Here is a 13,576-nt window from a genome sequence, read left to right on the forward strand (position 1 = left end):
CCAAACCCTCGGCTGGGACACCCCAGCCGAACGCCTCGCCCAGTTCCTCACCACCAACTGAAACGCCGTGTTGCAACGACCCCTGGAAACCACCGCCGGGGTATAAGTCCGAAAAATCCTGAAACCGCCAGGTTTCGGGATTTTCCGCGGCCGGGAGGCATCCGCCTACTTGCCGTGCTGCAGGATGTAGTCGATGAATGCGGCCCGGACCAAGGGCTCGGCGTCGCCGTAGTGGTGCCCGGTGGCCTCCCGCCACAGCGCTACCGCGTCGTCGATGGTCGCGTCCAGCGAGCCGATCCAGCCGTCCTGGGTGTCGTTGTCGCTCGCCGTGACGTGCGTGAACAGGTCCCAGAAAAACTTGATGTCGTGCCGCTGGCGGGCCAGGGCGAAGGCGCGCTCCCGGAGCTCCTCGGTGGGCAACGCGTCGAGCTGGTCCAGCGTGACATCGGTCATGGAGAAGATTTTATCGGGTGTCCCAGCGTTGTTCGACGCCCCAGTCCTGGGTGGCGCCGGTCGCGGGCCAGCTGTCGGTCCGGCTGGAGGGCGGCGACCAGGAGTCCTCGGGCTCCGGCTGCGGCGTGATGATCGACGGCGGGGTCCAGCTGTCCTCGCCGCCCACGGGCTCGGTGCGCGGCCGGCCGAAGGTCTCGACCAGGCGGGTCACCACCAGGCCGACCCCGATGGCCCCGGCGGCCAGCGCGAACGGGGAGAGGCTCCAGCCCTCGGCCGCGGTGTAGCGCAGCAACAGCGTGATCCCGGCGGCGGCGAGGACGGTGCCGAGGACCCCGCCGCGGCGGCCGAAGGCGGAGGTGCCGCCGGCCAGCGCGGCGCCGAGGGCCAGGCCGGTGTAGGCGAGGCCGTCGATCGCGGCGGCGCTGCCGGAGGCGGCGACCGTGCGGGTGTGCAGCGCGATCAGCACCCCGGCGACGGCGCACAGCAGGGCCGACCCGGCGATGGCCAGGCCGGTGAAGGCGGCCGCGCCGCCGCCGCGCCGGTCGGCCGGGTCGCGGACCGGGCGGAACCGGCCGAGGCCGCGGCGCACCGGGCGGATCAGGCCGAGGACCGCGCCGCCGACGCCGAGCGCGGCCACCCCGACGGCCCACCACAGGGCGTGGTGGTGTGGGTCGTACGCCCCGGTCGCCACCTTCTCGTCGGGCTGGGCGGCGATCCAGGCGACCAGGGCGAAGGCGACGCCGAGGCTGGCCGCCCAGCCGGGCACGTGGAAGGCGACCACCAGCACGGCGATCACCACGCCCACGCCGAGCGCGATCAGGCCGGTGATGCCGGCCGTCGTGGCCAGGCTGCGGTCGGAGTTGTTGGCGAAGAACAGCGCGGCGGCGAAGGCGATCGGGCCGGCGGCCAGGTTGACCGCGCCGGCCCGCAGGGTGAGCCCGACGGCCACGGCGACCAGGCCGAGTTCGGCGCCGGAGAGCAGCAGCGACTGCAGGTCGGCGCCGCGCAGTGCGGCCGGGCGGGCGTCGTGCAGCAGGTAGAACAGCGCGCCCGCGGCCAGCAGCAGGACCATCTCCCACAGCACGTGCACGGCCAGCCGGTCGCGGCCGGGCTCGCCGTGCTCGGGGTCGTCGAAGACGTCGCCGAGCTGCTGGGCGGTGGGCGTGGCGCGCCGGTTCAGCCCGAGGGTGGTGACGTCGCTGGACGGCGCGCCGTAAGCGGGCGAGACGGGATAGGTGCCCGGGGTGTACACGGACTGGCCGCCCAGCGTCGGTGCGTCCTCGGGGCGGAAGTCGGGCTCCTCCCGGAACCCTGGTTCGCCGCGGAACCGCGAGTCGTCGTAGGCCATGGCGCGCGCCTCCTGCCAACGGACGGATACGCGTCGCACAGTAACCGCGGATTGTGACCTGCGACAGACCCCGGCGCGCTCTTTGTATCTTCCTTGCGACAGCTTCCCAGCACGCTGCGTGAAGGCGGTCAGGCGATCTGGTCGTCCGGCGCCCGGTCCGCCCCGTCCTGGCGGTTCTGCCTGGGCAGATCCTTGTCCCGGCCGTTCGGCGGGACCCGGCAGGCGCGCTCCAGCCAGAGCGCGGCGGCGATGAGCACGATCGAGCCGGCCACGCCGAGGAGGGCCTGGGGCAGGTTCTCGGAAACCTTGGCCAGCACGCCACGCTGCGTGAGCAGCCAGGTGGAAAGGCCGACGTACATCCCGCCGAACAGGGCGGCGACCAGCGCCGAGGCCTTGCCGAGCACCGCGTACCGCGCGATGACCAGCGGCTGGAGCGGGCCGGCGCCCTCCTTGCGCAGGATGCGGTTGCGGGTGGAGTACGCCTCGATGCCCTCGAAGATGGCGAGGCCGATGAGCGTCAGCGGCGGCAGCCAGGGAAGCGTCGGCAGGCTGTTCCAGAAGTTGCTGATCACGATCCAGGCCAGCGCGGTGGTGGCGAGCGCCGCGACGACCAGCGTGGCCGGGCTGGTCGGCTCCATGCGGTTCTTCTGGCCGTTCGGGCCGTTCGGTCCGCTCGTGCGGGGGTCTTCAGGTGACGGCGTGGCCATCGCTTCGGCTCCAGATCACGAATCGAGGTGGACGTCAACTCTTGGGCGCAGGTCGGCGAGGTCACCGACGACCTGCTCCGTTCGGAGCAGGTCGTTGACCCAGCCATGGCCCGGTAGCTGGGCGTACGGCTGAATGTCGAGCCACGGCCGGAGCACGAACGCCCGCAGGTGGGCGCGCGGGTGCGGCAGCGTCAAGTCCGGATCGTCGGAGGTCACCGGCTCCCCGTCGTCGGTCCAAACGGCAATCACATCAACGTCAAGGGTACGCGGGCCGAAGCGGCGCGCAGGGTCACGCACGCGGCCGGCCGCCTCCTCCAGCCGCCGGGCGACCGCCAGCCAGTCCGCGGCCGCGGCCCCCGGATCGCGTGCCAGCAGCACCGCGTTGAGGTAGTGCGGCTGGTCGGCATCGCCCCAGGGTGGGGTCTCGTAGACCCCTGAGACGACCAGCAAGGCGGCGCCGAGCCCGGCCACCGCGCCGCGCAGGTGCGCCTCCCGGTCCCCGAGGTTGCTGCCCAGGGACAGCACCGCCACGGTCACGCCCGCTCCCGGCGGATCACCACGGCGACGTCGGCGAAGTCCAGCGGGATCGGGGCCTGCGGCTTGTGCACGCTCACGGTGGCCGCCGCCACCCGGCCGTCGGCGAGGCAGACGTCGGCCAGGCGCGCGGCGAGCGTCTCGATGAGGTTCACCGGCTCGCCGGCCACCACCGCGGCCAGCCCCTGCGCCAGTTCGCCGTAGTGCACCGTGTCGGCGACGTCGTCGGAGGCCGCGGCCGGGCGCAGGTCGAGTTCGAGCACCACGTCGATCACGAAGTCCTGGCCGTCGCGGCGCTCGAAGTCGAACACCCCGTGGTGGCCGCGGACCCGAAGCCCCCGCAGCTCGATCCGATCCGATCCCGAGATCATTTCGCCGCCTTCGTCGCCTGCCACACCTTGATCGCATCCACGTTGCCACGGACCTCGTGCACGCGCACACCCCAGGCGCCGGCGGCGACGGAGAGCACGGTCGTGGCGATGGTCGCGGCCTCCCGCTCGGCGGTCGGGCGGTCGTGGCCGTCCGCGTCGGCCAGCAGCCGGCCCAGGTGGGACTTGCGGCTGGAGCCGACCAGCACCGGGTGCCCGAGGCCGATCAGGTCGGGCAGGTGGGCGGCCAGCCGCCAGGTGTGCTCCGGCTTCTTGGCGAAGCCCAGGCCCGGGTCGAGGATGAGCCGGTCGGGGGCCACGCCGGCGGCGACGGCCGCGTCGACCCGCTCCAGCAGCTCGGCCGCGACCTCCTTGACCACGTCCTCGTAGACGGCCAGGTCGGCCATCCGGCGGGAGTGGCCGCGCCAGTGCATGAGCACCCAGGGACAGCCGGCGTCGGCCACCACCCGGGCCATGTCGGGATCGGCGAGCCCGCCGGAGACGTCGTTGACCAGCTCGACGCCGGCCTCCAGCGCGGCAGCGGCGACGGCGGCGCGGGTCGTGTCGATGCTCATCGACACGCCCTCGGCGGCCAGCGCCCGGATCACCGGCAGCACCCGGGCCAGCTCGATCGGCGCGTCGACCCGGTCCGCCCCCGGCCGGGTGCTCTCCCCGCCCACGTCGATGACGTCGGCGCCCTCGTCGCGCATCTGCCGCGCGTGCTCCACGGCCGCGTCCAGGTCCGCGTAGCGACCGCCGTCGGAGAAGCTGTCCGGGGTCACGTTGAGCACGCCCATCACCACCGGCGTGGGACGTCGCAAGAGCATCACTTGAATGAAGGTACTCAACTCAACGGAGCCACCCGGGGGCGACCTGCGAGAACCGGACGTACGGCGCGCCGGGGCACCTCAGACGTCACACTGTGCACACTGAGCACGGACCGGTCAGCTTGTTGGAAAGGGGGCTGCACCCGTACTCTCTGCAAGTGAACGTTATTCGGACCGTTAAACCCGACAATGGGCATTTAGCAGGGCAAACACCCGGATAAGGTTCCGCCGGAGGGCGACACAGCAGCCGCGGTGATACCGCGGGGTCGTCTTTTCGGCGAGGCTTAACGCGCGACGTGCACCTTGCCCGTCGCGCCTCCGGGGAGGTCTGATGATGTTGGTGGAGATCGGCCAGGCGGTGTGGGGCTCTGCCGCACGCGCCGTGGATGCGATCGCCCTCGCCCCCACGCCGGCGCCCGAGCCGAAAACGATCAACACCGACGCCGTCCTGAACTTCTTCACGACCAAGATCGTGCCGATCCTGCTCGCGGCCCTCGGAGTTATCTTCATCGGCCGGGCCAGCAAGGGCGAGGTTTCGCGCGTTCTCACGAGTTCGGCGATCGCGATCATCGGTCTGGCGTTCGTGGCCGGCGCGGCGTCGTTGTTCTTCTTCGGTGACTCGCTGGTCAACCTCATCTTCAAGTAGGCCGACCTCCCATGCGCCTGCGCACTGACGACGACATCTACCGGGCCCGCCTGGTCTACCTCGGGCCGCCCGGGTACACGCTGCCCATCCAGCTGCCGTACGCGCAGTACGGGGTGTTCGCGCTGATGGTGCCGCTATTCATGTTCATCCGTTACCTGATCACGCTGCACGTCGACTACTTCCCCGCCTACGAGATCGCCCTCGCGATCGTGGCGACGTCGCTGATCTTCCGTTACGTCGACCCGGATCGACCTGCCCGCATGGTGGTCCGCACCGCCCTGACCGACTGGCGGCACACCCGCGAGCCCAGCACGGAGCTGCGCGACGCCCGGCTGGTCGCCTCCAAGGTGCGGATCCGCCCGGAACTCACCGGTGATCTCGCATGACCACTCCCCCGCCCCGCAAGACTGGGGGCTATCAGGACCGGCCGGACATCGACGACGACGCTGCGCAGTCAACCGACTACGATGGCGGGCTGCGGGCGGCCGCCGAGGGGGGCCGGGTCGCGATGTTCCGCGGCACCGGACCCAACCCGATGCCCGGCGCGGCCGCCGGCAGGCCGACGCCCGACGTCGACTCGCCCTTTCTCGGGCTGTTCGACGACCCGCCAGTCGATCGGCTCCGGTCGCTGGAGCCCGGGGCCGGCGAGCGGGCCGAGCACACCCGGCCGATCTCCGGCGTCCCGATCTCGGCGGCGCCCTCGTCCGGCGCGCCGCGGGCACCCGAGGACCTGCGGGTCTCGAAGCGGGGCGGGACGCGCGGCGGCGAGCCGGCGCGCGCCAACGGGGACCGGCTGAGCGGCCGGCCCGCGCTGAGCGACCGCCCGGCCCGGCCGGCCGAGCGCCCCGCCGATCAGGTCGGGGAGCGCCTCTGGGAACGGACCGGCGAGCGCCCCGGGTTCCCGGCCGGACGGCCCGGCCTGCTCGCCGATCGGCCCGGCGACCGAACCGGGGAGCGTCCTGGACTGCCCGGCGAACGAACCGGGGAACGGACCGGGGAGCGTCCCGGACTGCCCGGCGGGCGGCCCGGCGAGCGCCCTTCCGGGCAAGGTGGGCGGCCCGGGATGGGCGGCTCCGGCGGTACACCTAGGAAAAACGCCTCGGCGGTGAGCACGGCTCCGGCTCCACCGGCCCGGCGCACGCCGCCCGAGCGCGGGGTGCCCGTGCAGCAGCCGCCCCGCCCGCCGCGTATGACACCGCCGCCGCAACGGGGCAGGAAGACGCCGCTGGACCGCACGCCGAAGCCGAAGCACAAGGACCGCAGCGCCGCGATCGACCTGGCGATCACCGAGATCGCCGGGCACCTGACGTTCACGCCGAACACGGTGACCGCGTGGTACTGGCTGCCCGAGGTGCGGTGGGCCTTCCGGCCCGACGCCGAGCGGGAGGCGCTGCTGTCGGCGATCTCGGAGCAGTACGCCGGCCTGGCCGGCTTCCGGCTGCACCTCCGGCGCACCACCCGGCCGTTCCCGGCCGACCAGTGGGCGCGCGTGGTCGACGCCAACACCCCGCGGCCACTGCCCTCAGCCGGGGGCCCGTCGTGGGCCGATCACCTGGTCGCCGCCCAGAAGCACCTGCTCTCCAGCAACCATGCGGAGGGTCAGACGTACCTCGGCATCGCCTTCGCGCGGCGCACCCTGGGCGACACGTTCACCGAGCGCATCGGCGCACTCTTCCGGCGCGGCGTGGCCGACGCCGAGCGCCGCCGGATGGCCCGCACCGTGGAGCAGTTCGACGAGGTGCTGGGCGCGTTCGGCATGCGCGGGCGGCGGGTCACCTCCTTCGAGCTGGAGTGGCTGCTCTACCGCTCGGTGGCGCTGGGCATGTCGCCGCCGTCGAGCATCGCCACCCTCGAGGGCGGCTGGAGCGCCGGCGACCTCCTCGCGCTGACCGAGTCCGTCGAGCGGTACCGCACGCCGTACGGGTCGACCGTGAAGCTGGTCAACCGGGTCACCGGCGAGGAGCGCCACGTCGCCGTCCTGACCGTCGGGCGCATGGAGCCGCTGGAGATCCCCGAGCGGCACGAGCCCTGGCTGCACTTCCACGAGCGCCTGCCGTGGCCGATGGAGCTGTCGTCGCGGATCGACATCCTGGGCCCGGGCGACTCCTTCCGCAACCTGGAGCACCGGCTGCGCCTGATCCGCTCCCAGCAGGCCGACTACAGCGAGCACGGCATCGACGCGCCGCCCGAGCTGGAGCGGCTGGCCAAGCGCGCGCTGACCATCGGCGACGAGATCAGCACCGGCCTGCCCGTCGACTCGTCCCGCGCGCACGGCTGGCACCGCGTCGCGATCAGCGGGCGCACCCGCGAAGAGTGCCTCGAGCGGGCGCGCAGGGTCACGCAGATGTACTCCCGCGAGATGCGCGTTGCGCTGCAGCACCCGAAAAACCAGGACTGGCTGGCGCGCGAGTTCATCCCCGGCGAGCCGCTGGCCAACACCGGCTACGTGCGCCGCATGCCCGTCAAGCTCTTCGCCGCCGCCCTCCCCCAGGCCGCCTCCACCGTCGGCGACCGGCGCGGCGACCTGATCGGCCGCACCGCGGGCACCTCCCGCCGCCCCGTCTTCCTTGACCTGCACTTCCCGATGGAGGTGCGGGAACGCTCGGGCCTGGCGGTCTTCGTGGCCGAGCCCGGCGGTGGCAAGTCGACCCTCATGGGCGCCCTGGGCTATCTGGCCACGCGGCGCGGGGTACAGGTGACGCTCCTCGATCCTTCCGGACCCCTGGCGCGCCTGTGCCAAATGCCGGAGCTGGCGCCGTTCTCCCGCGTGCTGAACCTGACCGGCTCGGAGCAGGGCACGCTGGCCCCCTACTCGCTCATCCCGACCCCGCAGCGAGGCCACTACGCCCCCGGCCCGGCCGGCGACCGCGAGTTCGAGATCTCGATCTCCAACGCGCGCGCCGAGCGCCGGATGCTCGTGCAGGACATCTGCATGATGCTCGTACCACCCCAGGTGGCCCGCGAGGCCTCGACCGCCACGCTCCTTCGCCACGCCGTCCGCCAGGTGCCGGCCGAGGAGTCCTCAACCCTCGAGGACGTCATCCGCGCGCTGCGCGACACGGGCGACCACGAGGCCGCCGAGCTGGGCAACCTCCTGCTCGACACCGCCGAGATGCCCCTCGCCATGCTCTTCTTCGGCTCCCCGCCCCCCGGCCTCCTAGGCGCCGACGCCGCCCTGACCGTGATCACCATGGCCGGCCTCCGCCTCCCCGACCTCAAGATCGAGCGCGAGTACTGGTCGGCCGAGGAATCCCTCGCCCTCCCCATGCTCCACACCGCCCACCGCCTCGCCGTGCGCCGCTGCTACGGCGGCGACATGAGCGCCCGCAAGCTCGTCGGCCTGGACGAGGCCCACTTCATGGAGGGCTGGCGCTCGGGCCGCTCGTTCCTGGTCCGCCTAGCCCGCGACTCCCGCAAGTGGAACCTGGCCGCCCTGGTCGCGTCGCAGAACCCGAAGGACATCCTCGGCCTGGACGTGCAGAACCTCGTCTCCACCGTCTTCGTGGGCCGCATCGCCGAGGACGCCGAGATCGCCGCCGAGGCCCTGCGCCTCCTGCGGGTCCCCACGGACGTCGGCTACGAGCAGACGCTGGCCGCCCTCTCCCAGGTCGACACGAGCTCGTCGTCGCGCCTGGGCTTCCGCGAGTTCGTGATGCGCGACGTGGACGGCCGGGTGCAGAAGGTCCGGGTGGACGTCTCGTACGTGTCGGAGCTGCTGCGGTACCTGGACACGACGCCGGGCACGCCCCCCTCCTCGACCGCTATCGGCGGCGAGGTTGTGGACATCCACGACGACGACCCGGAGGACGATCGGTGAGACGCCTACCCGTGTACGTGGCCGTGGTCCTCGTCACGGCCATGGCCACCCTGTTCGGGGCCCCCGCCACACTCGCCACGGCCTCCCCGGCATACGCCCCGACCGACAAGCTTTGCACCGTCGAGGAGTGGCGCAACCCACTCAACTTCGATCGGTGCGCAGCCGGCCTGAAGAGTGACATTGCGAGCCGCGCGAGTTGCCTCGATGCGCCCACCCCCGATGCCCCCGACTCCGGAATGGCCGGCTGGTTCGCTCAGCGTTTGCCTTCGTCCAAGCAAAACGGCATCCAAGGCCGCTACAGCCAATACGGTTACGCCGGCTACGATTTCAACACCTACGACCTTAAGTGCGCGTCCATAGTAACGAACCCTAGTGCCGAATTCGAAAACACCGTCGCAAACGGCGAATTCCTCCTGGCAACGTCGATCGTCGGCGCCTCGGACGCGCTGCGCGAGCGCGCGTGGGACCCATCGTATATGTGGGGCTGGGCCGATCCGCTGGTCGAAAAGGCAACGCGCGCAATTTATGACAAGGTGTTCACCCCATTCGGTGCGGTGACCCTCGCAATCGTCGGACTTTACCTTCTCTGGCGATCACGACAATCCGACCTGTCCAATGCGATGACAACTGCCGGATGGGCCGTTTTCGTCATGATTCTGATGAGCGCGCTAGCAGCCTGGCCAACCTGGTCGGCCCACCTTGCCGACCAGACGCTCACGTCGAGTCTCGGCGTAATCCACGATGCCGTCGGCCCGCCCGACGAGTCCAAGGACGGAACGTGCATAATCGACGTCGACTCGTGCAAGGACCATCGACCGCCGGCCGTACGCGCCAGCGACACCGTCGTGGACGGACTATTGTATCGAAACTGGCTCCGGGGAACTCTCGGTACCGCCGACAGTGAGACTGCTAAGAAATACGGCCCGGCACTGTACGACGCAAGATCATTCACATGGGATGAAATCGAACAGATCCGCTCCGACGAGCAGCATACCCGCGAGGAGAACGAACGTCGCGCGGCCGCCGGAGGTAACGAACCGCCGCTCGAGTCGGTCGTCCGGAGCAAGAAGACCCAGGAGAAGAGCGACCGCTGGAAGGAGATCGCCGAGCGAATCAAGACCGAAGACCCAGAAGCGTACGAGCATCTGCAGGGCACCAAGGGCATGGACCGCATCGGCGCTGGCTTCCTGGCAATCCTCTCGGCACTATTCTTCGCACTGTTCGACATCACCGCTTCGGTGCTGGTAATTCTCGGCTTCCTGATCTTCAGATGGGCCGTCATCGCGGCACCGATGCTAGGCACCGTGGGTATTCTCCGACCGGCTAATGCCGGTCTGCGCCGCTTGGGCAACGCCGTCATTGCGGCTGTCTTCAACATCATTATCTTCGGCGCAGGGTCGGCGATCTACCTTTTGGCGGTCTCGTTGATCCTGTCAACCGCTGCGCTGGCTGCCTGGTTGCAGGTGGTACTCATCTGGCTAACCGGAGTCGTTGGGTGGTTGTTGTTGCGGCCCTATCGGCGGATTACACAGTTGGGCGGCAAGGACTCGACCCGAGCGCTCACGTCGGCCGGGAGTTGGCATCGCCTCTTCCTACGGGATGTGCGGGCGGCTGCGGCCCTCAAGGTTGTCGAGGCCGGGGGCACCAAGGAGCCTGGGTCGCAGCGCGGCGGTGGGGAGTTGCAGACCTCACAACGGCCAGAGGCACGTAGCGAGGACACCGCTTCGGCCAGTAGCGGGGCGGGGGTGCCCGTGGAACGGCCGGAGACCGGTGGGAATCGACGCGGAGGGCAGCAGGGTTCTCGGCGGCGGGAATCGACATGGGAGGAGCCCGATCTGCCGGCGGAAAACGTACCGTCGTATTCGCTCTATCGGCCCGACTCGGATCGGTCCACGGCCGCGCCGGAAGGCGCTCGGCGGCCCGAGTCGGCGAGCCTGCCGGGGTAGGCGGCGATGCGGACGGTCCTGCGGCTGCTCGGGACGCGGTACGGCATCGCGTTGATTCTGGTTGTCATTGTGCTCATATTCGTCGCGCTGGGGCGTACGGTGCTCGACAACGGGAGCGGTCGCGCGGCCAACGATGCGGTCGGGCCGACTGTGGCGCCGGTGCCAACGTCGGCGGATCCGTACTCCTCTCTAGGAGATGACGGGGTCGACGAGCCGGTCGCGGCGACGCCGTCGCTGAGCAAGGGTGGGGCGGACGAGGCCACCGTGGCTACGCAATTTGCCGAGGCATGGCTGCGCAAGCCGGGGGTCACTGGGGATCAGTGGCGGGCCGCGCTCAAGCTCAACGCCTCGACAGACCTGATGGCCTCGCTCGCCGACACCGATCCCACCGACGTGCCGACGGCGAGGATCACGGGGCCGGTGCAGCTGGAGGCCAACGGGGCCACAACCATGGCCAAGATCCCGGCGGAGGGTGGGACGATCGTGCTCGGGCTGCAGGTCGCGGGTGGACGATGGCAGGTCACCTCGCTGAGCTGGGAGACGGCGTGAGCGACGTCGGGGAAGACGAGGATTTCGCGGTACCGAAGCGGAGAAGATTCATCCGTTCAGCCCTGCTGGCGGCAGTGTGCACGCTGCTGTTGCTCGTGTGCTGCACAGGCGGGATCGTGGCGTTCTTCTTCGACGCGGCGCGCAACACGCAGACCTACGACGCCGGATGCGGCAACGGGCAGCTCGTCGATGCCGCCGCCAAGATGCCGAGCCACCACGAGCTTTCCGAGGAGCAAGTCCGCAACGCCGCGATCATCGTGCGAGTGGGGCAGGACATGAACGTGCCGCCGCGGGGGTGGGTGGTCGCCGTCGCCACCGCGATGCAGGAGTCGAGCCTGCACAACCTGCCCGACCTCGGTGCGCGTAATGACCATGACTCGCTCGGGCTGTTCCAGCAGCGGCCGAGCACAGGATGGGGCACGCCGGCACAGATCATGGATCCGCAGTACGCCTCGCGCAAGTTCTACGAGAAGCTACTGACCATCCCTGGCTGGGAGCGGATGAGCCTCACCCAGGCCGCTCAGAAGGTACAGCGCAGCGCGTACCCGGACGCGTACGCCAAACACGAGCAGCTTGCCAGCACAGTCGTCAACTCGCTGACCGGCGGCGCGGCGCGCGCGGACGGCGGGTCCACGAAGCTGCAATGTGTCAACGGGGACCAGGTCGCGGCGTCGGGCTGGACGGCACCAGTCAACGGCGAGGTCGGCTCCGGCTTCCGCACCGCCTCGCGACCCACGCATCAGGGGGTCGATCTGATCGTCGACCGTGGCACGTTGATCCGCGCCGCCGCCGCGGGCATCGTAGTAAAGGCCCGCTGCCAGGCCCACCTCGCCAACGGTACCGATTGGGGTTGCTGGCGCGACGGATCACCGTCGGTGCTCGGGTGCGGGTGGTACGTCGAAATCCAGCACGCAAATGGCATTCTCACGCGGTACTGCCACATGGTAAAGCAGCCGAGCGTCGTCGTGGGCCAGCACGTCGCCCCAGGCCAGGAGATTGGGTTCTCCGGCACGACCGGACACTCTTCTGGCCCACACCTGCACTTCGAGATCCATATCAACAGCGACCCAAGCAACAAAGGCGCGATCGACCCAGTGCCCTTCATGCAGCGGATGGGGGTTCCCTTGGGAAACAAGCCGTGACCGACCTGCCCGGCGAGGCAGACTTTCCCGACTGGCATCTATTCGCCGACGGTACCGCGCGGACGCCGGACGGCATCGAGCTGGTACCTGCTTCCATGCTGCGCGACCTACGCGGCCGTCGCGCCGTGGTCGGCGTCCCCGGCCTTGGTTGGCGGGCCGATCTACGCATCGACGACACGGTTGTCCAGGCGAGCCGCACGTATGTGCCGACCCTGTCGGAGCAGGAGTGGTACCGCGCGGAGTCCGAGCAAACCGAAGTGTTCGCGCCACTGGTCCCCCTTGAACGGGTGTGGGTCGAGCGCGTCTCCAGCACGGTCACAGCTTCCGCCGGCCTGACGCTCGTTTCACTCGACGCCCCGCCCGCGCGGTCCCCGCGCCCGGCACACGACGTCAAGACCATCACGGGTCTGCGGGTCGTGCGTGTCCCCGGGCCTGATGACAAGACGGGCCGCGATCAGCGCGACCTGCGCGCGGTCACAGAGGCATACAACAGCGCCGAGGGCGACATCTGCATCCGCGTGTGCCGAGAGCTGGACTGGTACCGCTGGGCGTGGAGCGGCCAGCCCCCGAAGACCCTTGAGGTCCCCATCCACCTCCTCTGGGTGGAATGACCATCACTGCAGCCGATGGGCGCCACAGACTCGCCAGCCGTCCTCGCGCACCAAATCGAACTGCCAATGTTGTTTGACATATTCCGAGGCGTTCTGTGGCCCGGCGGTCATGACCAGGTCGGTCTCGATCTCTACCTTATCGTCAGACGTCGACCGGAAGTCGTACGTAGAGGCATTCACCTTGATCTTGTGACCCGAATCGCTCTCTTTCGCCGCCAACTGATTGACAAAATCGTCGAACTCTCGCAGGTTCGGGGATCTGCAGATCAGCAGCTGCAGGCGCTCGGGCGCGCCACCGTTGAGACGCGAATCGAGGTACTCCTCAAGCGTCCCGCCCGGCGTCCTCCTATCGGGCGTGGTGGCGTTGTCGTAGTAGACATAGCCGACTCCGAGTCCGCCGAGGCATACGAAGGCTGCTATGCCGACCAAGGTCCACAGGATTGTGCGGCGAGTGGCTCTACGCTGCTTCGGGATGGGCCCCGGGGGTGAATCGGTTCGAGGGCTGCCGATAGGAATACCGCGGTCGAGGACCTCGCCCTCGAGGACCTCGTCGTTGGCCTGCCGCGAGCGGGGAATCGGCTGTCCCTGATCCACCTGCGGGTCGTTCGGCTTCGATGGGTCCACGCTC

14 protein-coding genes are annotated in these 13,576 nt (G+C 70.0%); 7 read left to right on the forward strand and 7 right to left on the reverse strand.

Features of this window, described 5'->3' with window-relative positions:
- Positions 1-165: 165 nt before the first annotated feature.
- The 6 genes from AB0M46_RS20620 to folP form a co-directional block, all read right to left on the reverse strand.
- On the reverse strand, positions 166-453 hold the full coding sequence (locus tag AB0M46_RS20620) for a hypothetical protein (protein ID WP_363338186.1): 288 nt from the start codon (positions 451-453) through the stop codon (positions 166-168).
- Between the two features lie 10 nt (positions 454-463).
- Positions 464-1,801, reverse strand: a complete 1,338-nt coding sequence (locus AB0M46_RS20625; RefSeq protein WP_363338188.1) for an ABC transporter permease — start codon at positions 1,799-1,801, stop codon at positions 464-466.
- Between the two features lie 128 nt (positions 1,802-1,929).
- Positions 1,930-2,439 (reverse strand): DUF3180 domain-containing protein, encoded by a 510-nt coding sequence (locus AB0M46_RS20630; RefSeq protein ID WP_363338190.1) that lies wholly within the window; start codon positions 2,437-2,439, stop codon positions 1,930-1,932.
- 84 nt (positions 2,440-2,523) lie between these two features.
- Positions 2,524-3,045, reverse strand: a complete 522-nt coding sequence (gene folK, locus AB0M46_RS20635; protein WP_363338192.1) for a 2-amino-4-hydroxy-6-hydroxymethyldihydropteridine diphosphokinase — start codon at positions 3,043-3,045, stop codon at positions 2,524-2,526.
- A complete protein-coding gene (gene folB / locus AB0M46_RS20640; protein ID WP_363338194.1) occupies positions 3,042-3,413 on the reverse strand; it encodes a dihydroneopterin aldolase in 372 nt (123 codons plus the stop codon). Before folB ends, folK begins: the two co-directional genes overlap by 4 nt.
- Positions 3,410-4,237 carry a dihydropteroate synthase gene (folP, locus tag AB0M46_RS20645; protein WP_363338196.1) on the reverse strand — a complete coding sequence of 276 codons (828 nt, stop codon included), beginning with the start codon at positions 4,235-4,237 and terminating at the stop codon, positions 3,410-3,412. Before folP ends, folB begins: the two co-directional genes overlap by 4 nt.
- Positions 4,238-4,568: 331 nt before the next feature.
- Here folP and AB0M46_RS20650 point away from each other — a divergent pair, with 331 nt between their 5' ends.
- The 7 genes from AB0M46_RS20650 to AB0M46_RS20680 all read left to right on the forward strand — a co-directional run bounded on the left by AB0M46_RS20650 (position 4,569) and on the right by AB0M46_RS20680 (position 12,948).
- The gene (locus AB0M46_RS20650; protein WP_363338198.1) at positions 4,569-4,883 is read left to right on the forward strand and encodes a hypothetical protein; all 315 of its coding nucleotides are present in this window, start codon (positions 4,569-4,571) and stop codon (positions 4,881-4,883) included.
- Between the two features lie 11 nt (positions 4,884-4,894).
- Positions 4,895-5,269: a hypothetical protein gene (locus AB0M46_RS20655; protein WP_363338200.1), complete on the forward strand. Its 375-nt coding sequence runs from the start codon at positions 4,895-4,897 to the stop codon at positions 5,267-5,269.
- Positions 5,270-5,391: 122 nt separating this feature from the next.
- The gene (locus tag AB0M46_RS20660; RefSeq protein WP_363338304.1) at positions 5,392-8,700 is read left to right on the forward strand and encodes an ATP-binding protein; all 3,309 of its coding nucleotides are present in this window, start codon (positions 5,392-5,394) and stop codon (positions 8,698-8,700) included.
- A 41-nt stretch (positions 8,701-8,741) separates the two neighbouring features.
- Entirely contained in the window at positions 8,742-10,646 is a 1,905-nt protein-coding gene (locus AB0M46_RS20665; RefSeq protein ID WP_363338306.1) for a DMT family transporter, read from the forward strand.
- Positions 10,647-10,652: 6 nt separating this feature from the next.
- The gene (locus AB0M46_RS20670) at positions 10,653-11,195 is read left to right on the forward strand and encodes a hypothetical protein (protein WP_363338202.1); all 543 of its coding nucleotides are present in this window, start codon (positions 10,653-10,655) and stop codon (positions 11,193-11,195) included.
- Positions 11,192-12,337, forward strand: coding sequence for a M23 family metallopeptidase (locus tag AB0M46_RS20675; RefSeq protein WP_363338204.1), 1,146 nt, complete (start codon positions 11,192-11,194; stop codon positions 12,335-12,337). Before AB0M46_RS20670 ends, AB0M46_RS20675 begins: the two co-directional genes overlap by 4 nt.
- A 74-nt stretch (positions 12,338-12,411) precedes the next feature.
- Entirely contained in the window at positions 12,412-12,948 is a 537-nt protein-coding gene (locus AB0M46_RS20680) for a hypothetical protein (protein ID WP_363338308.1), read from the forward strand.
- A gap of 3 nt (positions 12,949-12,951) precedes the next feature.
- On the opposite strand, the gene AB0M46_RS20685 is transcribed toward AB0M46_RS20680, so the two are convergent.
- Positions 12,952-13,572 (reverse strand): hypothetical protein, encoded by a 621-nt coding sequence (locus AB0M46_RS20685; protein ID WP_363338206.1) that lies wholly within the window; start codon positions 13,570-13,572, stop codon positions 12,952-12,954.
- Positions 13,573-13,576: the final 4 nt, after the last annotated feature.

Source organism: Dactylosporangium sp. NPDC051485 (assembly GCF_040682015.1).
Lineage (GTDB): Bacteria > Actinomycetota > Actinomycetes > Mycobacteriales > Micromonosporaceae > Dactylosporangium.

Coding starts and splice junctions, on each gene's coding strand:
- AB0M46_RS20620 (WP_363338186.1), bottom strand. CDS start 453: ATGACCGATGTCACGCTGGACCAGCTCGACGCGTTGCCCACCGAGGAG.
- AB0M46_RS20625 (WP_363338188.1), bottom strand. CDS start 1,801: ATGGCCTACGACGACTCGCGGTTCCGCGGCGAACCAGGGTTCCGGGAG.
- AB0M46_RS20630 (WP_363338190.1), bottom strand. CDS start 2,439: ATGGAGCCGACCAGCCCGGCCACGCTGGTCGTCGCGGCGCTCGCCACC.
- folB (WP_363338194.1), bottom strand. CDS start 3,413: ATGATCTCGGGATCGGATCGGATCGAGCTGCGGGGGCTTCGGGTCCGC.
- folP (WP_363338196.1), bottom strand. CDS start 4,237: ATGCTCTTGCGACGTCCCACGCCGGTGGTGATGGGCGTGCTCAACGTG.
- AB0M46_RS20650 (WP_363338198.1), top strand. CDS start 4,569: ATGATGTTGGTGGAGATCGGCCAGGCGGTGTGGGGCTCTGCCGCACGC.
- AB0M46_RS20655 (WP_363338200.1), top strand. CDS start 4,895: ATGCGCCTGCGCACTGACGACGACATCTACCGGGCCCGCCTGGTCTAC.
- AB0M46_RS20660 (WP_363338304.1), top strand. CDS start 5,392: ATGTTCCGCGGCACCGGACCCAACCCGATGCCCGGCGCGGCCGCCGGC.
- AB0M46_RS20665 (WP_363338306.1), top strand. CDS start 8,742: ATGGCCACCCTGTTCGGGGCCCCCGCCACACTCGCCACGGCCTCCCCG.
- AB0M46_RS20670 (WP_363338202.1), top strand. CDS start 10,653: ATGCGGACGGTCCTGCGGCTGCTCGGGACGCGGTACGGCATCGCGTTG.